The following is a 24,585-nucleotide window of genomic DNA, read 5'->3' on the forward strand; positions in this document are numbered from 1 at the left end:
GGTCGACTCGATCGGCGCGACGCGCTAACGTGCGGCGATCGGAGCCGAACCCGTCATTGTCCTAAATCGTCCTAAAGGGACTTTCGGCCGGTAAGCGTCTTAGAGGCGCTCGCCGACGTAGGTGGCCAGGTCGACCAGGCGGCAGGAGTAGCCCCACTCGTTGTCGTACCAGGAGACAACCTTGACCTGGTTGTCGATGACCTTGGTCAGGCCGGAGTCGAAGACGGAGGAGTGCGGGTCGCCGACGATGTCGGTGGAGACCAGCGGAGCGTCGTCGGAGTACTTAGCGATGCCCTTCAGCTCGTTCTCGGCAGCCTTCTTCAGCGCAGCGTTCACGGCCTCGACGGTGACCGGCTTCTCAGCCTCGAAGGTCAGGTCGGTCAGGGAGCCGGTGATAACCGGAACGCGGACTGCGTAACCGTCCAGCTTGCCCTTCAGCTGCGGCAGAACCAGGGAGACGGCCTTTGCAGCACCGGTGGAGGTCGGAACCAGGTTCACGGCTGCGGCGCGGGCGCGGCGCAGGTCCTTGTGCGGAGCGTCGTGCAGGCGCTGGTCACCGGTGTAAGCGTGGACGGTGGTCATCAGGCCCTTGACGATGCCGAATTCCTCGTCCAGGGTCTTGGCCAGCGGAGCCAGGCAGTTGGTGGTGCAGGATGCGTTGGAGATGATGTGGTGGTTCTCCGGGTCGTAATCGGTGTGGTTAACACCGACGACGAAGGTAGCGTCCTCGTTCTTCGCCGGGGCGGAGATGATGACCTTCTTGGCGCCGGCTTCGATGTGAGCCTTGGCAGCCTCAGCGTCGGTGAAGAAGCCGGTGGACTCGATGACGATGTCCGCGCCCAGCTCGCCCCACTTCAGGTTCTTCGGCTCACGCTCAGCGGAAACGGCGATGCGCTTGCCGTCGACGGTGATGGACTCGTCGTCGTACTCGACCTCTGCGTCCAGGCGACCCATCACGGAGTCGTTCTTCAGCAGCACGGACAGGGTCTTGTTGTCGGTCAGGTCGTTGATGCCGACGACCTCGATGTCAGCGCCCTGGGAACGGATAGCGCGGAAGAAGTTGCGGCCGATGCGGCCAAAGCCGTTAATGCCAACACGGATAGTCATAAGTTGATCTCCTAAACAGAGCGTCTACATTTACTTCGATCTAGACGCCAAGGCCCACGGCTCAATAAACCAAGCCCTCGACCCTCACGCCGACACTTCCGAGAGTACCTGCGCCCCACCAGCTTCGCAGGGATTACTAACCCTTTTGGGACGGGGGTACTAGTCCACGTCGTTAAACAGTTCAGAGGTCACCGCGGAGTGTGTATCCGGCAGCCCCAGCTCCTCCGCGCGCTTGTCCGCCATAGACAGCAGGCGGCGGATGCGGCCCGCCACCGCGTCCTTCGTCATCGGCGGTTCCGCCAGGCGGCCGAGCTCCTCCAAGGAAGCCTCCTTGTGCTCCACGCGCAGCTGGCCGGCCTGGGCCAGGTGCTGAGGCACGTCGTTCTCCAGGATCTCCAGGGCGCGCTCTACGCGGGCCGCGGCGGCCACGGCGGCACGCGCGCTGCGGCGCAGGTTGGCGTCGTCGAAGTTGGCCAGTCGGTTGGCCTTCGCCCGATTCTCCCGGGTACGGCGCTGCTTCTCCCAAACCTCGCGGGTCTCCTGGGCGCCCATCAACATCAGCAGCCGTCCGATGGAATCGCCGTCGCGGATGACCACGCGATTGACTCCCCGAGCCTCCTTCGTCTTGGCCGTCACGTCGATGCGGCGGGCGGTTCCCACCAGCGCCAGTGCGGCTTCGTTGGAGGGCGTCTGTACCTCCAGCGCCGAGGAGCGCCCCGGGTCGGTGATGTAGCCGTGAGCCAGGAAGGCGCCGCGCCAGGCCGCCACGCACTGTTCCGAGGTGCCGCCGATGATGAAGCGCGGCAGGCCACGAACGGGCCGGCCCACGCGGTCGATCAGTTCGGTGCGGCGGGCCAGCTCCATGCCGCCCTCGGTCCAGCGCAGAACGTGGCGCGGTCGGCGGCGTAGGTTGCCGGCGCCGATGATCTGGTGCTCCGGCTCGATCTTGTACAGCTGCTCGACCATGTCGGTCAGGCGCCGGGCGGTCTCTGCCGAGTCGACCTCGGATTCCACCACGATCTTCTTGCCCACCAGGTGCAGGGCGGCCGTGTAGCGCAGCAGGCTGGCGACCTCGGCGGTCATCTCGTCGTGGCGGGTCACCAGAACTCGGTTTAGCTCTGCCTTCACATCGGCCGTCAGTGCCACGGGCTTCCTTTCTTGTGTCTCTTGTCCCGATTGGTCGTATGCAATCAGTGCTCAAAGCATCTGATTATAGCCGGGAAAACTATTCCCGCTCGGGCAGGTCCTTCACGCCCCCTGATACCTCGCGCAACACGGCCGCCAGCTTCTGCGGGTTGTGTCGGTCGGTCCAGCGCCCCCGGTTGTCGTCCTCTCGCACGTCGCGGTAGATGACTTTGGCGCCGAGTGCCGCTGCGGCTCTATCGATATGACGCCGAGTGCTGGCCACTGGCATCGTTGACAGATCGACGATGACAACGTCAATCTGCAGGCTTGGGCAGTGCTGCCGCACCATGTGGATATGGTGCTCCAAGGACATGCCTGCGGTCTCCCCCGGTTCCGGGACCAGGTTGAGCACCAGCGCCTTGACGGCCTTCGTCTGGTTCAGCGCGTCCACGATCTCCGGCACCAGCAGGTGCGGGATGACGCTAGAGAACCAGGATCCCGGACCCATGGAAACCAGGTCGGCGTTCAGGATCGCCTCCACGGCCTCCTTCGATGCCGGCGGGTTTTCCGGGTACAGCTTCACGCGGCGCACCTCGCCGAGGGTGGAGGCAACGGCCACCTGGCCACGGACGGCCACGACCTCGCGGGGATCCTCTTCGAGCCCCAGCACTTCTGCCTCGAGATCCAGCGGCTCGTTGCTCATGGGGATCACGCGCCCCTCGATGCCCAGCAGGCGCCCGATCTCGTCGAGGGCTTCCATTTCGCTGCCCATCACCTGCGCCAGGCCTGTGATGAGGAAGTTGCCGAGCGCGTGGCCCTTCAGCGCGCCGGAGCCGCCGAAGCGGTGCTGGAGGACTTCCTCCCACATGCGACCGCGCTCGTTGTCCTTGGTCAAAGCCGCCAGCGCCATGCGCAGATCGCCCGGCGGAAGCGAGCCCAGCTCGCGGCGGATGCGGCCGGAAGATCCGCCGTCGTCGGCAACTGTCACGATGGCGGAAACGTAGTCGGCGATGGTGCGCGCCGAACGCAGCGTGTTAAACAGCCCGTGCCCGCCGCCGAGGCAGGCGATGTTCGCAATGGGCTTGCCGGGCTTCTCGGAAGTACTCATGGTTGGTCTCCAGCCCCTTTCCTAACGTTCCAGGTCCCGGTGGGACAGGTTCACCAGCACGCCGTCGTCGGCCAGGCGGCGCGTCAGCTCTTCGACAATTGCCACGCTGCGGTGGTGGCCACCCGTACAGCCGATGGCCACGGATACGAAGAACTTGCCCTCTTTGCGGTAGCCCGGCAGCACAGAATGGATGAGCCCGACGATGTGGTCGAGGAACGTTTGCGCGCCTGGCTGAGACAGCACAAAGTCGGAGACGGGGGCGTCAATACCTCTAAAAGGCCGCAGCTCCGGATCCCAATAAGGGTTCGGCAAGAAGCGAGCATCCAGCAACATGTCGATGTCCTTCGGCGGACCGTGCTTAAAGCCGAAGCTCTGGACGTTGATGCGCACGCTCGAGTGGTCGGCGGCGGCGAAGAACTTCTCCAGCTCGCGGCGCAGATCGTGGATGCTGCGGTTGGTCGTGTCCAACACAATGTCGGCGCGTTCGCGGATGCTGGTCAGCATCTCGCGCTCGCGGTCAATGCCGTCCTGCAGCGTGCCCTTCTGCTGCAGCGGGTGGGTGCGGCGCACCGCGTCGAAGCGGGCGATCAGCGCCTCGTCGGTGGCATCCAGGTACAGCACCGTCGGGCGCCGGCCCCCGGTGTGCAGGTCATGCAGCACGCTGGTCAGGTTGCCGGCGAAGTCGCGGGAGCGCACGTCGGTGACGATCGCCAGTTTCTCGATCGGCGAATCCTCAGAGAAACTGAGCTCGACCATGCGCACAATGAGCTCGGGCGGAAGGTTGTCTGCGACGTACCACCCGAGCTCCTCCAGGGCTGCGGCAGTGGCTCGACGCCCCGCCCCAGACATGCCCGTAATAAGGATCAAACTGGGCTCTTGCTGCGTTGATGCGCTCATGTCCCCGATCCTACCCAGCATTCAGCGCGTCGTGAATGAGTTGCGCCAACTTGGGGCCAAAGCCCGGCAGCGCGGCAATGTCCTCCACGCTGGCTTCCTTGACCCTCGCCACCGAGCCAAACTCCTTGACCAGCTGCTTGCGGCGCTTCGGTCCCAGCCCTGGAATATCGTCCAGTTTGCTGCGGCGCATGCGGGCGCTGCGCTGCTGGCGGTGGAACGTGATGGCGAAGCGGTGCGCCTCGTCGCGCAGGTTCTGCACCAGGTATAGCGCGGGAGAGTTGCGGGGCACGATGATCGGATACTCCTCCCCCGGCACCCAGATCTCTTCCAGGCGCTTGGCGATGCCCACCAGGGTGACGTCGTTCACGCCTAACTCGTCGAGCACCTCCTGGGCGGCGTTTACCTGCGGCAGGCCGCCGTCCACGATGAACAGCTGCGGCGGGTAGGCGAACTTGCGCTTCTCGGCTGCTGGCTCCGTGCCTTCCGGGGCGCTGTCTTCCAGCTCCGTCTCACCTTCCAGCAGATCGCCCGCATCATCGCCCGCGGGCACCGCGGACTTATCCTGCTTATAGCGCTTGAAGCGGCGGCGCACGATTTCCGCGATGCTGGCGACGTCGTCGGAGTGCCCATCGCCCGCCGCGTCGCGGATCTTGTACCGGCGGTAGTCGGCCTTCTTTGGCAGGCCGTCCTCGAAGACCACCAGGCTGGCCACCACGTCGGTGCCCTGGATGTGCGAGATGTCGGTGCACTCGATGCGCAGCGGGGATTCGTCCATCCACAGCGCCTCCTGCAACTCCTTCAGCGCCGCCGAGCGTGCCGTGATGTCGCCCGCACGCTTCAACTTGTGCTGCGCCAGGGCCTGCGTGGCGTTGGTCTCCGCGGTGGTCATCAGCGCCTTCTTGTCGCCCCGCTGCGGCACGCGGATCTGCACGTTGGAGCCGCGCAGGCTCGTCAGCCACGCCGCCAGGTCCTCGGAATCCTCCGGCATCGCGTGAACCAGGATCTCGCGGGGCACGGGCGTGACCTGCACGTCGCCCACCAGGTCGCCCAGGTCCTGTGCGGCGGCCGGGTTGATGGCGCGCGCCAGGTCCCGGTCCACCTCCGGGCCGGAGGCGCCGCCCACCTGGGTTTCCGTCGCCTTCGCCAGCTCCGCCGTCTCGCCGTAGAACTGGGTGATGAAGTCCGCGACCAGCTTCTCCTCGCTCAAGTCTTCGCGCTCGACCACCCAGCCTCGCTGGCCGTGAATGCGGCCGCCGCGGACGTGGAAAATCTGCACCGCGGCCTCTAGCTCGTCGGCCACGAAGGCGATGAGGTCGGCATCCGTGTTGTCGGAGAACACCACCGCCTGCCGCTCCATGGATTTCTGCATGGCCTGCAGCTGGTCGCGTAAGGACGCGGCGCGTTCAAAGTCCAGGTTTTCGCTGGCCTGTTCCATCTCCTTGCGCACCCTGCGCAGCACGGGTTCCGTGTTGCCCGCCAGGAAGCTGGAGAACTGATCCACCAGCGCGCGGTGACCCTCCGGGGTGATCTTGTCCACGCAAGGGGCACTGCAGCGATCGATGTAGCCCAGTAGGCAGGGTCTTCCCAATGCTTCGTGACGCCTATACACCCCAGCCGAGCACGTTCTGATCGGAAACACGCGCGTCAGCGACTCGAGGGTCTCCCGGATCGCCCACGCCTTGGGGTATGGACCGAAGTAACGCACGCCCTTGCGCCGGGGCCCGCGGTACATGAATGCGCGCGGGATCTGCTCCTTCACGCTGATCGCCAGCATGGGATAGGTCTTGTCATCCCGATACATCACGTTGAACCGGGGGTTGAAGCGCTTGATCCAGGTGTACTCCAGGTTCAGGGCCTCGAGCTCGCTGGAGACCACCGTCCACTGCACGTGGTTGGCGGACTGCACCATCGCGCGGGTGCGCGGGTGCAGCTGGTCGAGGTCCTGGAAGTAGTTAGACAGCCGGGCGCGTAGGTTCTTGGCCTTGCCGACATAAATGACGCGCTCGTGGGCGTCCCGAAAGGTATAAACCCCCGGGTCGGTGGGGATGCTGCCGGGCTCGGGGCGGTAGGAAACGCTAGTCATCGAAAGGCATGTAGCGGTCCTCCAGCTGGCGGAAGTCCTCTACACGCTGGGCGATCAGCTGCTTGTCGTAAATGTTCAGCGCCATCATCGGCACGAACTCGAAGTCGGGCAGTTCCAGGCGCGCCCACTTGGCCTCCTGCGGGAAGGACAGCCCGTGGATGATCTCCCACGGGTAGAACTGTCCGTTCACGATGTTGCGCACCTCCACGCCCTCACTGTTCACCTTGACGTGCGGGCGGAGCAGGGAGAGCGCCACGAAGGAGAAGACCAGGCCGATGCCGATGAACCCCCATTGGTCGGCCTTCGTCACCGTCACACCGGTATCTCCCACGGCCACGACGATGGCCATGAAGATGTGCACCGCCATGATCAGCACGACCAGGATCCACGCCAGCTTCTTCAAGAAGGGCGAGGATACTTCCAGCTCCCAATTCTCCTTATCGCTCACGGCAATCCACCCTACTCTGTTCGGGGTGGTAGCCCCTAAACGCCACGCTCGATCTGGCGTAGCACCAGCGCGGTGTGGATCGCGGCGACCGCTGCGTCGCGCCCCTTGTCCTCTTTCGCATCGACGCCACCCGCACGGTCCACCGCCTGCTCATGGGTATCGACGGTCAGCACGCCGTTGCCGACGGGCGTGCCCGAGTCCATGCCCGCGCGCGTCAGACCGTAGGTGACCGCATCGCAGACCACGCGGAAGTGCTCGGTCTCCCCCTGGATTACGCAGCCGTTCGCCACTACGGCGTCAAAACGCTTGCATGCCGCGGCGACGGCAACCGGCAGCTCCAGTGCCCCGGCGACCCGCCACTCCGAGACCTGCGCGCCGGCTTCCTTGGCGGCGGCGATCGAGTGCTCGTGCAGCTGGTCGGTGATGTCGGCGTTCCAGGATGCGCTGATGACGGCCACGGTCATGCCATAGGCAGAACCGGCCTTGAGCTGGACGTCGGCGACTCCGTTGTGTGCCACGGTTGCGGGGCTCCTTCTTTCTTTTAGTGGGTTCTAGTCCAGGGTATCGAGTTGGTGGCCCATGCGGTCGCGTTTCGTGCGCAGGTACACCACATTGTCCTCGTTGGCGTTCAGCTCCACCGGGATGCGCTTGGTCACGTTCACGCCGTGGCTGGCCAGGTCGTGGATCTTGTCCGGGTTGTTGGAGATCAGTGCGACCGACTGAACCTGCAGGTCCTTGAGGATCTGCGCGGCGGCGCTGTACTCGCGGGCATCCACCGGAAGTCCCTGCTCCAGGTTTGCGTCGACGGTATCGAGACCCTCGTCCTGCAGCACGTAGGCGCGTAGCTTCGGCAGCAGGCCGATGCCCCGGCCCTCGTGGCCACGCAGGTAGATGACCACACCCCGACCCTTGGCCTCGATGTAGTCCAGGGCGGCGGAAAGCTGGTCCCCGCAGTCGCAGCGGCGGGAACCGAAGACGTCGCCGGTCAGGCACTCGGAGTGTACGCGCACCGGAACCGGCTCCTCGTTAGCGGTGCTGCCAGTGCTGCCGGCGCTCACATCGCCCTTGACCAGAGCCACGTGCTCCGTGCCGTCGATGATGTTGACGTAGCCGATGGCCCGGAAGTTGCCGTGGACGGTCGGCAGGCGGGTTTCCACGGCGCGCTCGAGGGTCTGGGTGTGGTGGCGGCGCCAGTCCTGCAGCTGCTCGATGCTGATCAGGGCCAGGTCGTGCTCGTCGGCGAAGCGGCGCAGCTCCGGCAGGCGGGCCATGGTCGTGGGATCTTCCTCAGAGACGATCTCGCACAGTGCGCCGGCGGGCGCCAGGTTCGCCGCGCGGGCCAGGTCCACCGCTGCTTCCGTGTGCCCCTGTCGCACGAGCACGCCTCCGCGCTTTGCACGCAGCGGCACCACGTGGCCGGGGCGGTTAAAGGTGGCGACGGTGGACTTGGGATCAGCCAGCAGACGCACGGTGCGGGCGCGGTCGGTGGCGCTGATGCCGGTATCCACGCCCTCGGCGGCGTCCACAGTCACGGTGTAGGCCGTGCCGCGCACATCCTCGTTGCGGGCCACCATCGGCGGCAGACCCAGACGGTCGCAGTCGGCGCTATCCATACCCACGCACACATAGCCGGAGCTGTGGCGCACCATGAAGGCCATCAGCTCCGGGGTGGCCAGCTCCGCGGCGAAGATGAGGTCGCCCTCGTTCTCCCGGTCCTCGTCGTCGACGACCACCACGGCCTTGCCCGCCGCGATGTCGGCGATGGCGCGCTCTACGGAATCCAGTTTGATGTCTTGGGGTTCGCTAGTTTCGCTCGTGCTCATTGGTGCCCTTTATGCCTTTTACTGATTATCCTGCGCGCCGTGCTGTGCCAGCCGCTCGACGTACTTCGCCAGTACGTCGCATTCCACATTCACCGTATCGCCCGGGTTCAGATCGCCCAGCATCGTGTCCGCCAGGGTGGTCGGGATCAGGGAGACCTCGAACCACGCCTCGGTCGAGCCAGTGCCGCCTGCTTCGGCTACCTCCGCCACCTCGGCAGCCGTTAGCGACGTGCCGTTGATCGCCACGGATCCCTTCTTGGCCACGTAGCGGGCCAATTGGGGATCCTCCAGCTGGAAGCGGAACACCTCCCAGTGCTCCGAGGGGCGGCGCTGCTGCAAGGTCGCGGTGCCGTCCACGTGCCCCTGCACGATGTGTCCGTCGAAGCGTTGGCCGCTGGCCATGGCGCGTTCCACGTTCACCCGGTCGCCGACGGAAACGCTGCCCAGCGCGCTGTATTCCAGCGTCACCTGCATCACATCGGCAGTGAATTCCTCGGGCGAAAGCTCGGCCACGGTCAGGCACACGCCGTTGATGGCGATGGAATCGCCGCGCTTGGCGTCCTCCAGCACACCCGGCGCCGTGAAGCGCATCCTTAAAGAATCCCCGGCTTCTTCGATCGCGGCTACCCGCCCGACCTCCTCGATGATCCCGGTGAACATACGCGCTCCTTAAATTTTGTGTATGTGATTACATACACATTATCCCACTGTGGGTTGATCCCAGTATCAGGGGGTGCGCCCGGGCGCGGTGAGCGTCCAGCGCAGGTCTTGGCCGAAAACCTGCAGCTCACGCGGGACGAAGCGGCGGATGTCCCCGATCGTTTGGCCGAGGCGGTTCTCGCTATCGCTTAGTGACGCCACCCCCGCCCCCAATACCGCCGGGGCCGCGTAGTACTGAACCTCGTCCACCACGTCGGCTTTCATGAAGGCTGCGGCTACTTGAGCTCCGCCTTCCACCAGCAGGGTGCGTACCTCGCGCTTCCAGAGCTCCGCCAGCACTTCGTGCACGTCGCGGGTCTGCAGGTGGAGGGCGCGCCCGGGCGTGGCGAACACCGCCGCGTCCGCGGTAATGTCGCTGGTGCCCATGATGACTCGCAGCGGCTGCAACTCCTCGGCGAAGGGCTGGCCGTCGGCATCGCGGGCGGTCAGCCGCGGGTTATCCGCCGCAATGGTTCCGGTGCCCACCAGGATCGCGTCGCGGCGGGTTCTATCCTCGTGCACCGCCACGCGCGCTGGCTCGCCGGTGATCCACTGGCTGCTTCCATCCACGGCTGCCACCCGTCCATCCAGCGTGGAGGCCATCTTCAGGCACACGTGCGGGCGCTGCCGGGCCTCGGAAATCAGCCAGGGCTCCACGCTGTACATCGCCGACCACGCGGGCAGCTTTGCTTCGTCGCTGGCCGTCGGATGCGGCAAATAGGGGCCGTGAACCTCCACGCCCGCGGCGCGGAGCGTGGCGGCGCCACCTTCGGCGGTGGGGTTTGGGTCCGCGAAGAGGAAATCCACCCGCCGGATACCAGCGCGGATAAGCGCCTCTGCACACGGGCCGGTACGGCCGGTGTGGTTGCAGGGCTCCAGGGTGACGATCGCCCTGCCGCCCCGGACCTTCTCCCCGGCCTGACGCAGGGCGACGACCTCCGCATGCGCGCCGCCGGGGGCCTGCGTGTACCCGCGCCCCACCACCTGCCCGGAGGAATCCTCGATCACCGCGCCGACCGGCGGGTTCGGGCTGGCTAGCTGGGCCGCTTGCCAGCCGAGACTGTGGGCGTCAGAAAAAAGAGAAAGATCCATAGAGCTACTTGGCGCTGGCGCGGATCTCATCGACCGCCGCGGCGGGGTCCGGCTTGCCAAACACGCTGGAACCAGCGACGAACACGTCCACGCCCGCTGCGGCGGACTCGGCGGCGGTCTCAGCCCCAATGCCACCGTCGATCTCGATGAGGGTATCCAGGCCGTCGGCATCGATTCGGCTGCGCAGCGCGCGGACCTTATCCAGCACCTCCGGCATGAACTTCTGGCCGCCGAAGCCGGGCTCCACGCTCATGACGAGCACGAGGTCGAAGCGATCCAGGTGGTCCAGCAGCGGTTCCACCGGGGTGTTGGGCTTGATGGAGATGCCCGCCATCGTGCCGTGACCGCGCAGCTTATCGGCCAGAGCGATGGCGGTATCGACGTCCGCAACGGCCTCCAAGTGGAAAGTCACGGACTGGAAGTCGTCGGCGTAGTCCTCCGCCCACTTCTCCGGGTTCTCGATCATCAGGTGGACGTCCAGGTGCTGGTCCGTGTGCGGCAGCAGGGACTTGGCCACGGGCAGGCCGAAGGAGAGGTTCGGGACGAAGTGATTGTCCATCACGTCGATGTGCAACCAGTCGGCGTTTGGCACGCGGGCAACCTCTTGGGCCAGATTGGCGAAGTCGGCGGCGAGGATGGACGGGGCGATCAGCGGGGTGCGGGAATCGGACATGGGTTGGGCTTCCTCACTCTTGGCTAGTGCTTGTGCTCGTGTTTGTGCTGGCGGGGCGCAGGGCGGCGAAGAACATCGCGTCCGTGCCGTGGATGTGTGGCCAGAGCTGCACGAACGGTGCGGTCTGGGCGGTGTTCGTCTCTGCCAGTTCGGGTAGAAACTCGGTGACATCCAGGATCTCCGCGCCCGTGCGGGCGGCGACGGAGCGGACGACCTCCGAGGTTTCCTTGGGGTGCGGCGAGCAGGTGGAGTAGATCACCACGCCGCCGGGGGCGGTGGCTGCAAGGCCGCTGACCAGCAGCTCTCGCTGCAGCGTGACCAGCGGGGCGATGTCCTGCGGATCCTTGGTCCAGCGGGCCTCCGGGCGGCGGCGCAGCGCGCCCAGTCCGGAGCACGGCGCGTCGATGAGCACGCGCGCAAAGCCGCCCTCCGGGGCATTCAGGCCGCCGATGGCCTCCAGCTTCCGGCCGTCGCCGACGTGCACGCGCACGGGCAGGTCGCGGGTCGTCTGCTCAATCAGCTTGGCGCGGTGGTCTGCGATCTCGATTGCATCCACGGTGGCCTGCTCCGACATGGCCACCGAGGCGATGAATGCGGTCTTGCCGCCGGGGCCGGCGCACAGGTCCAGCCAACGGGCGGGCAGGTTGTCGGCGACGGGAACGCGCGTGGTCGCCAGGCCGATCAGCTGGGAGCCTTCGTCCTGCACGCTGGCCATCCCCTCGCGTACAGGGGCGATTTCGCCTGGGGCGCCCTCGTCCAGGTACACCGCATAGGGAGAGAACTTGCCCTCCGTGCCGCCGGTGATCAGCGCCAGTTCCTCGCCGCTGATCTGTCCGGGGCGGGCGGCCAGGTGCACGATCGGGCGGGCGTCGTCGGCCGCCAGGGCGCCCTCGAGCTCGGCGCGGCCGGCATCAGTCGCGGGATCCACGCCCAGCGCTTCCGCGAAGACCTCGGCGATCCACTCGGGGTGCGCGTTGCGCAGAGCTAGGTCGGCCAGGCTGTCGCTGGGAGCTACGCGCTCGATCCACGTCTCCGGCTTCTTACGCGTCAGCGCGCGCAGCACGCCATTGACGAACCCGGAGGCCTGGCCTGCTCCGAAGGCCTTCACCAACTCCACCGAGGTGTTCACCGCGGCGTGGTTTTCCACCCGCGTGCGCAGGATCTGGTAGGCGCCCAGCCTCAGAGCATCCAGGGCCACGGAATCGATCTTCTCGATCTTGCGCCCGGCCGCGTCTTCGATGATCGCGTCGAGCAACCCCCGCGCCCGCAGCGTGCCATAGGTTAGCTCGGTCGCAAATGCGGCGTCACGACCCTTGATGCCCGCCTCCCGCAGCGCCTTAGGTAGCGCGAGGTTGCCGAAGGCACCGTCCACCGTTACATCGCGCAGCACGCCGAAAACCACGTCGCGCACCTTGTCGCCGGAGCCGCGCGACCTGCTCTTTCGCTGCTTGTGCTCGGGGCGGCGCTGCTGGTAGCCCGTCGCCTTCTTGCGCTGTCCCTCGCCGCTGCGGGCGGATTCGGAACGAGACCTGAAGCCTCCCATGGCCTTACTCCCCCGTCTCCCGCGCGCTGAACGTCGGGCGGCCAGCCAGCAGTTCTTGCTGCCCGCGCGCCCACGCCGCGGCTTCCATCATCTTCTTGCCCGGCGGCTGGATGCGGGTGATCTCTAGTGGGTCGGTGCCGGTGCCGACGAAAACCTTCTTTGGTGACGCCACCACTTCGCCGACGCCAAGCCCAGTGACCTCTTCTGTGTTACCAGGCAGCAGCATGCCGATCTTGTATCGCTGGCCGTCCAGCAAAGTCCACGCCCCGGGTGCCGGGGTGTGGGCGCGGGCAACGCGCTGGATTACCTCGGCAGGTTGGGACCAGTCGATCTGCGCGTCCGCGGGGTGAATCTTCGGTGCGTGGGTGGCCTGCGCGTCGTCCTGCGGGGAAAGCTCGGCCGTGCCTTCGTCCATGGCGACGAGCGTATCGGCCAGCAGTTCGCGGCCGGCGTAGGTCAGGCTGGCCAGCAGGTCGTCGGCGGTGTCCTCTAGGCCGATCGTCCGTGTCAGCTGGGCGGCGACGGGGCCGGTGTCCAGGCCTTCCTCGATGCGGAAGATGGAGGCGCCGGTGGTCTCGTCGCCCGCCGCCAGGGCGGCCTGCACGGGCGCGGCGCCGCGCCAGCGTGGGAGCAGCGAGTAGTGCAGGTTCACCCAGCCGTGCTCAAAGACGTCGAGGATGTCCTTGGGGATCAGGTTTCCGTAGGCTACGACGGCGGATGCGGTTACCCCCTGCGCTGCGAGGTCGCTCAAAACGGCCCGGGCCTCGTCACCAGATTCAGTTCCGGCCTTGAGGCTCGGCCACTTGTAGGTCGGGATGGCGGCCTCCTCGGCGACCTCCGCGACCTTCGATGGGCGCAGGCTACGGCCGCGTCCCCGCTTGGCGTCCGGCTGGGTAACCACCGCAACCACCTCGATGCACTCATCGGCGATGAGGTGCTCAAGGGCCACGGCGGCTGGTTCCGGGGTTCCGGCAAAGACGATCTTCACTGCTTAAACCACTCCGATTCGCGGATCTGCTTCATTGCTTCGCGGCGCTGCTCAGCCGAGAGGTGCTGAATGAACAGAACGCCGTCCAGGTGGTCGGTTTCGTGCTGCACGCAACGGGCCATAAGGTCCGTGACCTCCCGATCCACCTGCTCACCGTCCACGGTTACCCCGCGCAGGCGCACGCGCTGGGCGCGGGTGACGTCCCCGTGGACGTCGGGGATGGAAAGGCAGCCCTCGCCGCCGGTCTGTGTCTCCTCGCCCACGGCCTCCCAGGTGGGGTTGATCACGTGGCCGCGGTCGCCGTCGCAGTCGAAAACGAAGATGCGACGGGTGATGCCGATCTGGTTGGCGGCCAGGCCCACTCCCCCGTAGTGATCCATGGTCTCCAGCATGTCCTCGACCAGCCGCCGGGTTCCGGCATCCTGGATCTGTTCTGGCTTGACGGGGTCCGCCACGGTCTTGAGAACCGGGTCCCCGAAGTAGCGCATGTTAAGCACGGTCATGGTTACTAACCCTAACCGATGCGCACGGGATCCATGACAACCCGCAAGGCCTCCGGTTGGGCCGCCCGTGAGCCCCGATGGATGGTCCGCACCGATTGGGCGCTGCGCAGGGCCTGGCCAAGCGCAATCCGCTGCTCGGCGGGCACGCGCACCAGCAGCCGGCGCGCGGACTTTCTGGCCTGTGGATCGTGGGAATCGATGCCCGCGGGCAGGCGCACGCCGGGAGGCAGCTCCACTGGTCCCAGGGTCTCCGCACCTTCCGGTAACTCCCACGCCGCCTCGAGCGCTTCGATGGCAGAAGTGGTGCCGTCGATGGCGGCCACGCTAAAGGCAGGCGGGAAGGCGGCCTCGGCCCGGTGCGCCAGCTCCGCGCGCGCAGATCCGACGGGATCCCAGCGGATCAGTTGCTGAGCCGTCGGCAGGTTCGCTGCCCCGGCGAAGACCACCTTGCCGCCCTGGCTCCGTGGGGCGACGAGGGCGGCAGCCTCCATCCAGTGGCGCAGCGCAGTCTCCGCGGCACGGAGGTCCTGCCTTCCCAGCAGGATCCACGGATCCACCAGGATCGCCGCGCCGTACAGGCCGCCCTCGACGGTGGGTTCCGCCCCAGGCGTGGCCACGACGATGCTCTTGCGCAGCCGCACGCTATCCACCACGTGTTTGCCGCCGCTGGCGATGATCGGCACTCCGGGGAATGCCCGCCCCAGCTCCTCCACCGTCCGGTCGTGGCCGATTACGGACAGCCGTACGCTGTGGTTGCCGCAGGCGGAACAAGTAAATAGCCCGGCGGTCAGCCCGCACCAGCGGCAGCGCGGCGGGGCGGCCTCAGCACTCGTGGGCAACTCCAAAGGGCCGTTGCAGTGCCGGCAGCGGGCGGGCGTGCGGCATTTCGCACACGCCAGCGCGGGTGCGTATCCCCGCCGCGGAACCTGCACCAACGCGGGCACGCCGTTATCCACGCACTCGCGTAGCGCCTCGAAGCCCATGGAGGGGATGCGCGCCCCGGGCGCGTGGAGCTCCCGCTCTGTCGCGCTGTCGGTCTCCCCCATGCCGCGGATCCACGGCATGGCATCGTGCAGTACCTCCCGCGTGGGCAGCAGCGGATACACTAGCCCGCTATCCACCCACTGCTGCACCTCGGCCGAGCGGTGCACCCCGACGATCAGCAGCCCCGCTCCGGTGCGCTGCGCGTGCAACGCCAGCGCCTCCCGCGCGTGGATGTACGGGGCGCGCGGGTCCACCAGGTTGTCGTCGGCCTCGCCCACCAGCACCATCAGGCGGGGTGCGACGACGGGCAGCAGTGCCGCAGAGCGCGTGCCCACCACCACGCGCGCCTGGCCCGCGAGCACCGAAAGGTAGCGGCGATAGCGCGCATTCGGTCCCACCTGTGCCGTCAGTTCCATCACCTGTGCGGGGTTCATGTGCTCCTTCAACCCCGCCACCAGTCGATCCACCAGACGTTGGTTGGGAGCCACCACCAGCACGCTCCCCTGCGTATTCCAGGCCACGGCGGCGGTGATGGCCGAGATGAGGGTGGAGATGTCGCGGCCTGGGGGCGTCAATAAACAAGCACGCGCAGCCTTGCCCTCGACGAGCGCGGACAGGTACGCCGCGCCGTGAGTGTAGGGCGCCAAAGCCTCCTCGGCGGCGGCGTAGGAATCGGTGGCGGCCTGCTCGACAGACTGCAGCTTGGCTCCGAGGTCCTCCCAGGCCGCGCCGTCGGCGAACAAACCGGCGTTCTCCGCCGAGGCGTGGCGGGAGGGCACGACGGAGCGCAGAATGTCCGAACGCACGCCAGCGTAGCGCTCGGCGAGCGTGTTCACGAGCTCCCACAGGGGCTTCGGCAGAACCTGAATGGGGCTGATCACGCGCTCCAGCTGGCGCAGCTCGCCGGGGTGGTCGCTTCGGCGGCGGCGCTCGATGACGAACGCATCGACCAACCGGCCGGAGAAACGAACGCGGACGCGCACACCCGGCTGGGCATGCGCGTCCATGTCTGCGGGCACCGCGTAGTCGAAAAGCCGGTCGAGGTGTGGCACGCCGAGCATCGGCAGTACGCGGGCGACGGGCTGGTCCACGGTGCTTTAAACCTACTGGGACTGCTGGGCGGCGGCGACGGCCTTCTGTAGCGCTTCCACGCGGTCGGTGCGCTCCCACGGCAGGTCCAAGTCGGTGCGGCCGAAGTGGCCATAGGCGCTGGTCTGGGCGTAGATCGGGCGCTTCAGGTCCAGCTCCTGCAGGATCGCGGCCGGGCGCAGGTCGAACACCTGGCGAACGGCATCCTGGATGGCCTCGACCGGTGCCTTCTCGGTGCCGAAGGTCTCCACGTACAGGCCCACCGGGGTCGCTCGCCCGATGGCGTAGGCCACCTGCACCTCCGCGCGGTCGGCCAGGCCGGCGGCGACGATGTTCTTGGCAACCCAGCGCATGGCGTAGGCGCCGGAGCGGTCCACCTTGCTCGGGTCCTTGCCGGAGAACGCTCCGCCACCGTGGCGAGCCATACCGCCATAGGTGTCGACGATGATCTTGCGGCCGGTCAGGCCGGCATCGCCCATCGGGCCGCCCAGCACGAAGGAGCCGGAGGGGTTCACCAGCAGCGTGTAGTCGGTGTCCGCCAGGTTGCCGCTTAAGCCAGCCTCGTCCAGTACGTGCTGGACAACGTGGGTGTGGATCTGCTCGTGCAGCCACTCCTGCTCGATGCCGGCGTCGTGCTGTGTGGAGACCACGACGGTATCCAGACGCACCGGGGCGCCTTCCGTGTCGTAGGCGAAGGTCACCTGGGTCTTGCCGTCGGGGCGCAGGTGCGGGACGATGCCCTTCTTGCGCACCTCCGTCAGGCGGCGGGACAGGCGGTGTGCCAGCGCGATCGGCAGCGGCATGTACTCCGGGGTCTCGTTGGTGGCGTAGCCGAACATCAGGCCCTGGTCGCCGGCGCCGAGGCGGTCGATCTCGTCCAGCTCGGTGCCGCCTTCCGCGTCGTGCGAGCGGTGCTCGAGGGCGGTATCGACACCCTGGGCGATCTCCTGGGACTGCTCGCCGATGGCCACGCTAACACCACAGGTGGAGCCGTCGAAGCCCATGTCGGAGCTGTTGAAGCCGATCTCCAGCAGGGTCTTGCGCACCAGCGCGGGGATCTCTACGTAGGTGGTGGTGCGGATTTCGCCGACGACGTGCACCAGGCCGGTGGTCACGACGGTCTCAACGGCCACGCGCGCCTCGGGGTCCTTGGCAATCAGCGCGTCGAGGATCTTGTCGGAGATCGCGTCGCAGATCTTGTCGGGGTGCCCTTCGGTGACGGACTCGCTACTAAACAGGCGCAAAGACACGTGGATTTTCCTTTTATACGTTTGAATTACTGAAGACTTTTAAGTCGATGGACACATACTAGACTAAGCTGTCTGTATTTGTCACGTAGCTGCCTAGAGAGTCTCGCACACGGCCTTCCAGATAGCGGCAGCGACCCCGGTCTTGGGCCCTTGCGGCACCTCGGTGACCTCACCGTCCGGGCGCAGGATCCAGCCCGAGCTATCCGGCTGTCCGAAGACCTTGCCGTCGCCCACTGCGTTGCACATCAGCAGGTCGCAGCCCTTCTTCTCGAGCTTCTTGCGGGCGAAGTCGAGCGGGGTGCTGTTATCGTCGCCGGTTTCTGCCGCGAAGCCCACGATCTTTGTTGTGGACGCCACGTCTCCCTGCCTGCGCGCCTCAACCACGCCCGCGAGGATGTCTGGGTTCTCGGTCAGCTGGATGGTGGACAGGTCGGCCTCCGAGCCCTTCTTCATCTTTGAGCCTGCCACCTCTGCGGGACGGTAGTCGGCAACGGCCGCGGCCATGACCACGACGTCGGCGGTAGGCGCGTGCTCCATGACGGCCTGCTGCATCTCGCGGGCGGTCTTCACCCGCACTACCTCAGCGCCGATGGGAGTGGGCAGGTTCTCGGTCACACCCGCAACAAGGGTGACCTCGGCGCCGCGCTGGGCGGCAACCTCTGCTAGCGCGTAGCCCTGGCGGCCGGAGGATGCGTTGCCGAGGTAGCGAACGGGATCCAGGGGCTCGTGCGTACCACCGGCACTGATGACGACCTTCTTGCCCTCCAGGTCGCGGGTGAAGGCCTCGCGGTCTGCTAGGACGGTGAGCGCCAGCTCGCCGATCTGCTCCGGCTCCGGCAACCGCCCGGCGCCGGTATCTTTGCCCGTGAGCCGCCCGTGCGCGGGATCCAGCACCGTCAGGCCGTGGCGGCGCAGCGTGGCCACGTTGTCCACGGTCGCCGGGTTCAGCCACATCTCGGTGTGCATCGCCGGAGCCAGCACCACGGGGCACGTGGCAACCAGGCAGCTAGCTGTAAGCAGATCGTCGGCACGCCCATGGGCGATCCGGGCCATCAGGTCTGCAGTGGCCGGGGCCACGACGATGAGGTCGGCCTCCTGCCCCAGGCGGACGTGCTGCACCTCGTCCACGGCGTCAAAAACATCGGTGGCCACCGGCTGGCCCGAGAGAGCCTCGAAGGTGGCGGCACCCACGAAGTTCAGCGCAGAGCGGGTGGGAATCACCCGCACCTGGTGGCCGCGCTCGGTGAAGTAGCGGACCAGATGAGCGGCCTTATACGCAGCAATGCCGCCCCCTACGCCGATGACGACGCGGAGCGGCTTGGTGTTCAATTCAGCTGATGCAACGTTCACAACGAATCAGCCTAGCTGGTTTAACCCTCGGTGTGTTCCAACAGATCCCGGTTAATCTCGCGCAGGGCGATGGACAGCGGCTTCTCGTGAACATCCGGGGTCACCAGAGGTCCGACGAACTCGAAGACGCCCTCGTCGACCGTCTGGAAGTAGTCGTTGATCTGACGTGCGCGCTTAGCGGCGAAGATGACCAAGGCGTACTTGGAGGAGACCTTCGTCAGCAGCTCGTCGATCGGTGGATTGGTGATGCCTACAGGAGGATCGAACACGCTATCGTTCGCATTCACGTCCTGGTTTTCCACGGTATTCACCTTTTCTTTGGTGGGTTGTTTGATTATTTATTTAGTTCTTCAAAGCGCGGGACTGAAAGAGTGCGCCGCTGGAGCTTCTGTGCCTGCCGTGTCCTAAGCGCCCAATTAGCGAAGGATCTCGCTGATGGCCGCCACTGCCCGATCCACGTCGTCGTTCACAACCACGTGATCAAACTCGGACTGCGAGGCCATCTCGACCTTCGCGGTCTGCAGGCGGCGCTCTATGACGTCCTGCGTCTCGGTTCCGCGACCGGTCAGACGGTCAACCAGTACCTCCCACGACGGCGGAGCCAGGAAGACGGTCTGCACCTGGGGCAGCATCTTCTTGACGTTGCGCGCGCCCTCGAGGTCTACCTCGACGAGTACCGGACGGGATTCAGCCAGCGCCTTTTCGATGGGTTCGCGCGGCGTGCCGGAAAGCTGTAGGCCTCCGTGGATCTCCGCCCATTCGAGCATCTTGTCTGCCGCAATGTTCTGTTCGAACTGTTCGCGGGTGACGTAGATGTAGTCCTCGCCATCGACCTCGCCGGGACGCGGGTCGCGGGTGGTCATGGACACACTGAAAAACAGGTTCGGAACGTCTGTGCGCAGGCGCCGCACGACGGTGGACTTACCCACCGCAGAAGGGCCCGCCAGTACGACGATCCGTCCGCTATTCAGGTCCTGGCTCAAGACTATTCCTCGAAACCGAAGTGCTCCAGCAGGGCGCGGCGCTGACGGTCGCCCAGGCCGCGGATGCGACGGGTCTCAGCGATCTCCAGCTGCTCCATGATCTCCTTGGCCTTCACCTTGCCAACCTTCGGCAGGGAAACCAGCAGGGCGGAAACCTTCATCTTGCCCAGGGTCTCGTCGGTCTCGGCGTCCTTCAGGACCTGCTTCAGGTCGGTGCCGCCACGCTTCAGCTTCTCGCGCAGTTCTGCGCGTGCCTTGCGTGCCTCGGCTGCCTTCTTCAGCGCTGCTGCGCGCTGCTCATCGGTCAACTGGGGAAGTGCCACGGGTGCCTCCGTTAAATTTTTCTCGTCTTAAAGGATGGAAAGTTTTTCTGGTCTGTAACCAGCATGCTGTAGAGACCAAACGGTATTCCAAGCAACGCTGGATATTAAATCCTCTCGGTGGAAAATGCCAAGCTGACACACCGAGATTCATTTTTCGGATTCATGTTCTCGACTACTGTACACGCTTCGCCCGAACCGCCTATATGTGCAGGCGTGGCGCCACGCGACCAGGTTTCAAACAATGAGTAACAGTGTAACACCTGAATCCATGAAGAACAGCAAAAGCCCCTGCTAGAGCCGTAGAGTTGCCGCCTGCTCGGCCACTGCGTTTCGCAGATCCGCAACCACAGGCCCTGCGCGCAGTACGCCGCGGGAAACGTTGGGCGATACTAGTGACGCCGTCTGGTCTCCCCCGGCGATACGTCGCACATCGTCCATGGTGCCTCCCTGGGCGCCGACTCCCGGCATCAGAACCATGCCGCCCACCTCGTCCAAGCGCGGCGGCTCCGCCAGAGTCGCGCCGACTACTACGCCGAGGTTGCCAGCCCCAGGATGCTGGGAGTTTTCCGCGGCCACGCGGTCCACAATGTACTGGGCCAAGTTCGTGTCTGTGCCGTCGAAGTAGGAGCGTTGCAGACCCCGCGCCTCCGGGTTAGATGTGGCGGCCAGGACGATCACACCTCTGCCGTGCTGCTCACCCAAGTCGATAACAGGGCGCAGGGAGTCGAAGCCCAACCACGGGGATACGGTCACAGCGTCGCTGCACAGCGGAGATTCCGGATCCAACCACGCCCGTGCGTACCCGGCCATGGTCGAGCCAATGTCGCCCCGTTTGGCGTCGGCAATAACCAACACCCCGGCCTTCCGCAGCTCCGCGATCGATCGCTCCAGCACGGTCAAGCCGGCCGAGCCGAACTGCTCGTAGAAGGCCACCTGGGGCTTGACCACACAGGCGACGTCCGCGAAGGCCTCCACGCAGGTCTTGCTGAAGGCCTCCAGTCCGGCCACGTCGGCCTTTAAGCCCCAGTCCTCCAGGATGCCCACGTGCGGATCCATGCCCACACAGAGCTGCCCGTGGTCCTGGGAACGCTCCAGGAACCGCTCGCCGAAGGTTGGGCGGCCTACCGAACTCGCACTCGCGGTCACGAGTGATCGACCTCCTGAATGGCGCGCACGGTCGGCTCGGCGCCCTGCAAGGCCTCGATGCCCTGGACGGCTGCCACGGCTCCCTGGACGGTAGTCACGCACGGCACGCCCATGTTCACCGCAGCAGAGCGGATGTCGTAACCATCGTGACGCGCCCCGGCGGAGCCAGCCGGCGTGTTCAGGATCAGGTCGACGTCGCCATCCTTGATCCAGTCGCCCACGGTGCGCAGTGGCTCGCCGTTAGCATCGACCAGCGGGGTGTTCTCCGCGGCGGCGCGGCGCTCGTCGGAGATCTTGGCCACGACCTCGCACTCCACGCCGTTGCGGCGCAGCATGGCGGCGGTGCCCTGGGTGGCCAGGATCTTAAAGCCCAGCGAGTACAGGCGCTGGATTGGCAGGAGCACCGTGCGCTTGTCGCGGTTGGCCACCGAGACGAAGACGGTGCCCTCGGTCGGCAGGTCGCCGGTGGCTTCCTGGGACTTTGCGAAGGCGGTACCGAAGTCGTCGTCCAGGCCCATGACCTCACCGGTGGACTTCATCTCCGGGCTCAGCAGGGAGTCCAGCACGTGGCCCTCCGGGCTGCGGAAGCGGTTGAAGGGCATAACAGCCTCCTTCACAGCGATCGGGTGGCCCTGCGGCAGGGAGCCGCCGTCGCGGTCGTGCGGCAGGATGCCCTCCTCGATCAGGTCCGGGATGCTGGTGCCCAGCATGATGCGCGCGGCGGCCTTGGACAGCTGCACGCCCGTGGCCTTAGAGACGAAGGGCACGGTACGGGAGGCGCGCGGGTTGGCCTCGATGACGTAGAGGATGTCGTCCTTCAGTGCGAACTGAACATTCATCAGACCCTTCACGCCGATGCCGTGAGCCAGCTTGGCGGTGGCCTTGCGCACCTTGTCGATGTCCTCCGCGCCCAGGGTCATCGGCGGGATCGCACAGGCGGAGTCGCCGGAGTGGATGCCGGCCTCCTCGATGTGCTCCATCACGCCGGCCAGGTACACGTGCTCGCCGTCGCACAGTGCATCCACGTCGATCTCGATTGCGGAGTCCAGGAAGCGGTCCACCAGAACCGGGTGGTCGTTGGTGATCTCAGTGGCTCGCTGGATGTAGTTGGACAGGCTCTCGTCGTCGTAGACGATCTCCATGCCGCGTCCGCCCAGCACGTAGGACGGGCGAACCAGCACCGGGAAGCCGATGCGGGCGGCCACGTCGTGTGCCTCCTCCACGCTAGTGGCGGTGCCGAACTCCGGGGCCGGCAGGGCAGCCTGCTCCAGCACCTTGCCGAACTCGCCACGATCCTCGGCCAGGTTGATGGCCTCCGGGGAGGTGCCAACAACCGGCACGCCAGCGTCCGCCAGACGCTGCGCCAGGCCCAGCGGGGTCTGGCCACCCAGCTGCACGATCACGCCTGCGATCTCGCCGGATTCGGCCTCTGCGTGGTAGACCTCCATGACGTCCTCGAAGGTCAGCGGCTCGAAGTACAGGCGGTCGGCGGTGTCGTAGTCCGTGGAGACAGTCTCCGGGTTGCAGTTGACCATGACGGTCTCATAGCCCACGCGAGACAGCTCCAGGGCGGCGTGCACGCAGGAGTAGTCGAACTCGATGCCCTGGCCAATGCGGTTCGGGCCGGAGCCCAGGATCAGCACCTTCTTCTTGTCCGGCTGCGGGGCAACCTCGGACTCGGCGGCCGGATCCAGCTCGTAGGAGCTGTAGTGGTACGGGGTCTTCGCCTCGAACTCCGCGGCGCAGGTGTCCACAGTCTTGAAGACCGGGCGGATGCCCTGGGCCCAGCGAAGGGCGCGCACGCCGTCCTCGCCCGCCAGCTCCGGGCGCAGTGCTGCAATCTGCTTGTCCGACAGACCCATGTACTTCGCCTCGCGGAGAAGGTCGACGTCCAAGACTGGGGCGTCAATAAGACGGCTGCGGAACTCCACCAGACCGGCGAGCTCGTGCAGGAACCAGGGGTCAATGCCGGAGGCCGCGTAGACCTCCTCGACGGTGGCGCCGAGGCGCAGGGCCAGCTCCACGTCGTACATGCGGCCCTCGGTCGGGCGCTTCAGGTCCTCCAGCACGGCCTGCTTGTCGGTGGCGCGCTCGCCGGCGAACTCCTCGTCCGGCACGGTCCAGAATCCGGCCTGCTTGGTCTCCAGGGAACGCATGACCTTGTTCAGGCCCGTGATGTAGTTGCGGCCGACGGCCATGGCCTCGCCGACGGACTTCATGGTGGTGGTCAGCGTGTCGTCGGCACCCGGGAACTTCTCGAAGGCGAAACGCGGGGCCTTGACGATCACGTAGTCCAGGGTCGGCTCGAAGGCGGCTGGGGTGACCTCGGTGATGTCGTTGCGGACCTCATCCAAGGTGTAGCCGATGGCCAGCTTGGCGGCCAGCTTCGCAATCGGGAAGCCGGTGGCCTTGGAGGCCAGGGCCGAAGAGCGGGACACGCGCGGGTTCATCTCGATGGTGATGATGCGCCCGTCCTTCGGGTTCACGGCGAACTGGATGTTACAGCCGCCGGTATCCACGCCGACCTCGCGCAGGATGGCGATGCCCTGGTCGCGCATCACCTGGTACTCGCGGTCGGTCAGGGTCATGCTCGGGGCGACGGTCATGGAGTCGCCGGTGTGCACGCCCAGCGCGTCCACGTTCTCAATGGAGCAGACGATCACGACGTTATCCTTGCCGTCGCGCATCAGCTCTAGCTCGAACTCCTTCCAACCGAGGATGGACTCCTCGATCAGAACGTTGGCCTCCGGGGAGGCAGCCAGGCCACCGCCGGCGATGCGCTCCAGGTCCTTCTCGTTGAAGGCCAGGCCGGAACCCAGGCCACCCATGGTGAACGACGGGCGCACGACGACCGGCAGGCCCAGCTCGGCGACCGTCTCGTGAACCTCGTCCATGTTGTGGCACACGCGGGAGCGGGCGGAATCGCCGCCGATCTTCGCCACGATGTCCTTGAACTTCTGGCGATCCTCACCGCGCTCGATGGCGTCGATGTCCGCGCCGATCAGCTCCACGCCGTACTTGTCGAGGATGCCCAGTCGGTCCAACTGGATCGCAGCGTTCAGTGCGGTCTGGCCGCCCAGAGTCGCCAGGACCGCGTCGACCTTGTGGCCGGCGGCCCGCTGCTCCTGGAAGATCTTCTCGATGTACTTCGGGGCGATCGGTTCGATGTAGGTGTTATCGGCAAACTCCGGGTCGGTCATGATGGTCGCCGGGTTGGAGTTGATCAGCGTAACGCGCAGGCCCTCTTCCTTCAGGACTCGGCAGGCCTGAGTACCGGAGTAGTCGAACTCGCAGGCCTGGCCGATGACGATCGGGCCGGAGCCGATGACGAGTACGTGGTTGATGTCTTCGCGACGTGGCATTGGTTTTCC

The 24,585-nt window shown here is 66.1% G+C and carries 22 protein-coding genes; all 22 read right to left on the reverse strand.

The annotated features are described in order from the left end of the window. Positions 1–99: 99 nt before the first annotated feature. The 22 genes from gap to carB all read right to left on the reverse strand — a co-directional run bounded on the left by gap (position 100) and on the right by carB (position 24,576). Positions 100–1,107, reverse strand: coding sequence for a type I glyceraldehyde-3-phosphate dehydrogenase (gap, locus tag L8V00_RS02505; RefSeq protein ID WP_005294824.1), 1,008 nt, complete (start codon positions 1,105–1,107; stop codon positions 100–102). Between the two features lie 159 nt (positions 1,108–1,266). Next, positions 1,267–2,253: a DNA-binding protein WhiA gene (gene whiA / locus L8V00_RS02510; protein ID WP_035003872.1), complete on the reverse strand. Its 987-nt coding sequence runs from the start codon at positions 2,251–2,253 to the stop codon at positions 1,267–1,269. A 79-nt stretch (positions 2,254–2,332) separates the two neighbouring features. Beyond that, positions 2,333–3,340, reverse strand: coding sequence for a gluconeogenesis factor YvcK family protein (locus tag L8V00_RS02515; RefSeq protein ID WP_269944140.1), 1,008 nt, complete (start codon positions 3,338–3,340; stop codon positions 2,333–2,335). 21 nt (positions 3,341–3,361) lie between these two features. Further along, complete coding sequence (gene rapZ, locus L8V00_RS02520; RefSeq protein WP_035003866.1) at positions 3,362–4,237, reverse strand: RNase adapter RapZ; 876 nt, start codon at positions 4,235–4,237, stop codon at positions 3,362–3,364. Positions 4,238–4,247: 10 nt separating this feature from the next. Next, a complete protein-coding gene (gene uvrC / locus L8V00_RS02525; RefSeq protein ID WP_269944141.1) occupies positions 4,248–6,320 on the reverse strand; it encodes an excinuclease ABC subunit UvrC in 2,073 nt (690 codons plus the stop codon). Continuing rightward, entirely contained in the window at positions 6,313–6,768 is a 456-nt protein-coding gene (locus tag L8V00_RS02530; protein ID WP_011273578.1) for a PH domain-containing protein, read from the reverse strand. The genes uvrC and L8V00_RS02530 overlap by 8 nt, the downstream gene beginning before the upstream one ends. A 35-nt stretch (positions 6,769–6,803) precedes the next feature. Then, positions 6,804–7,232: a 6,7-dimethyl-8-ribityllumazine synthase gene (gene ribH, locus L8V00_RS02535; RefSeq protein WP_080561529.1), complete on the reverse strand. Its 429-nt coding sequence runs from the start codon at positions 7,230–7,232 to the stop codon at positions 6,804–6,806. An 87-nt stretch (positions 7,233–7,319) separates the two neighbouring features. Beyond that, the gene (locus tag L8V00_RS02540; RefSeq protein WP_070487518.1) at positions 7,320–8,591 is read right to left on the reverse strand and encodes a bifunctional 3,4-dihydroxy-2-butanone-4-phosphate synthase/GTP cyclohydrolase II; all 1,272 of its coding nucleotides are present in this window, start codon (positions 8,589–8,591) and stop codon (positions 7,320–7,322) included. An 18-nt stretch (positions 8,592–8,609) separates the two neighbouring features. Continuing rightward, positions 8,610–9,251: a riboflavin synthase gene (locus L8V00_RS02545; protein WP_070487520.1), complete on the reverse strand. Its 642-nt coding sequence runs from the start codon at positions 9,249–9,251 to the stop codon at positions 8,610–8,612. 66 nt (positions 9,252–9,317) lie between these two features. Then, positions 9,318–10,382, reverse strand: coding sequence for a bifunctional diaminohydroxyphosphoribosylaminopyrimidine deaminase/5-amino-6-(5-phosphoribosylamino)uracil reductase RibD (ribD, locus tag L8V00_RS02550; protein WP_070487522.1), 1,065 nt, complete (start codon positions 10,380–10,382; stop codon positions 9,318–9,320). A 4-nt stretch (positions 10,383–10,386) separates the two neighbouring features. Continuing rightward, positions 10,387–11,055 carry a ribulose-phosphate 3-epimerase gene (rpe, locus tag L8V00_RS02555; protein WP_070487524.1) on the reverse strand — a complete coding sequence of 223 codons (669 nt, stop codon included), beginning with the start codon at positions 11,053–11,055 and terminating at the stop codon, positions 10,387–10,389. A gap of 13 nt (positions 11,056–11,068) precedes the next feature. Continuing rightward, the gene (locus L8V00_RS02560) at positions 11,069–12,598 is read right to left on the reverse strand and encodes an RsmB/NOP family class I SAM-dependent RNA methyltransferase (RefSeq protein WP_269944142.1); all 1,530 of its coding nucleotides are present in this window, start codon (positions 12,596–12,598) and stop codon (positions 11,069–11,071) included. Positions 12,599–12,602: 4 nt separating this feature from the next. Next, positions 12,603–13,586 carry a methionyl-tRNA formyltransferase gene (fmt, locus tag L8V00_RS02565; RefSeq protein WP_269944143.1) on the reverse strand — a complete coding sequence of 328 codons (984 nt, stop codon included), beginning with the start codon at positions 13,584–13,586 and terminating at the stop codon, positions 12,603–12,605. Then, a complete protein-coding gene (def, locus tag L8V00_RS02570; RefSeq protein WP_049049953.1) occupies positions 13,583–14,089 on the reverse strand; it encodes a peptide deformylase in 507 nt (168 codons plus the stop codon). Before def ends, fmt begins: the two co-directional genes overlap by 4 nt. 11 nt (positions 14,090–14,100) lie before the next feature. Continuing rightward, entirely contained in the window at positions 14,101–16,164 is a 2,064-nt protein-coding gene (locus tag L8V00_RS02575) for a primosomal protein N' (RefSeq protein WP_049049952.1), read from the reverse strand. A 12-nt stretch (positions 16,165–16,176) separates the two neighbouring features. Further along, complete coding sequence (metK, locus tag L8V00_RS02580) at positions 16,177–17,412, reverse strand: methionine adenosyltransferase (protein ID WP_269944144.1); 1,236 nt, start codon at positions 17,410–17,412, stop codon at positions 16,177–16,179. Between the two features lie 93 nt (positions 17,413–17,505). Then, positions 17,506–18,762: a bifunctional phosphopantothenoylcysteine decarboxylase/phosphopantothenate--cysteine ligase CoaBC gene (coaBC, locus tag L8V00_RS02585; protein ID WP_070487534.1), complete on the reverse strand. Its 1,257-nt coding sequence runs from the start codon at positions 18,760–18,762 to the stop codon at positions 17,506–17,508. A gap of 20 nt (positions 18,763–18,782) precedes the next feature. Next, positions 18,783–19,064, reverse strand: coding sequence for a DNA-directed RNA polymerase subunit omega (gene rpoZ, locus L8V00_RS02590; protein ID WP_034988049.1), 282 nt, complete (start codon positions 19,062–19,064; stop codon positions 18,783–18,785). A 114-nt stretch (positions 19,065–19,178) separates the two neighbouring features. Then, entirely contained in the window at positions 19,179–19,745 is a 567-nt protein-coding gene (gene gmk / locus L8V00_RS02595; protein WP_070487536.1) for a guanylate kinase, read from the reverse strand. 2 nt (positions 19,746–19,747) lie between these two features. Continuing rightward, a complete protein-coding gene (mihF, locus tag L8V00_RS02600; protein ID WP_005294871.1) occupies positions 19,748–20,068 on the reverse strand; it encodes an integration host factor, actinobacterial type in 321 nt (106 codons plus the stop codon). A gap of 291 nt (positions 20,069–20,359) precedes the next feature. Further along, positions 20,360–21,214: an orotidine-5'-phosphate decarboxylase gene (gene pyrF / locus L8V00_RS02605; protein WP_035003847.1), complete on the reverse strand. Its 855-nt coding sequence runs from the start codon at positions 21,212–21,214 to the stop codon at positions 20,360–20,362. Beyond that, the gene (gene carB, locus L8V00_RS02610) at positions 21,211–24,576 is read right to left on the reverse strand and encodes a carbamoyl-phosphate synthase large subunit (protein ID WP_269944145.1); all 3,366 of its coding nucleotides are present in this window, start codon (positions 24,574–24,576) and stop codon (positions 21,211–21,213) included. The genes pyrF and carB overlap by 4 nt, the downstream gene beginning before the upstream one ends. Positions 24,577–24,585: the final 9 nt, after the last annotated feature.

This window comes from Corynebacterium evansiae (assembly GCF_027570065.1).
Classification (GTDB): Bacteria; Actinomycetota; Actinomycetes; order Mycobacteriales; family Mycobacteriaceae; genus Corynebacterium; species Corynebacterium evansiae.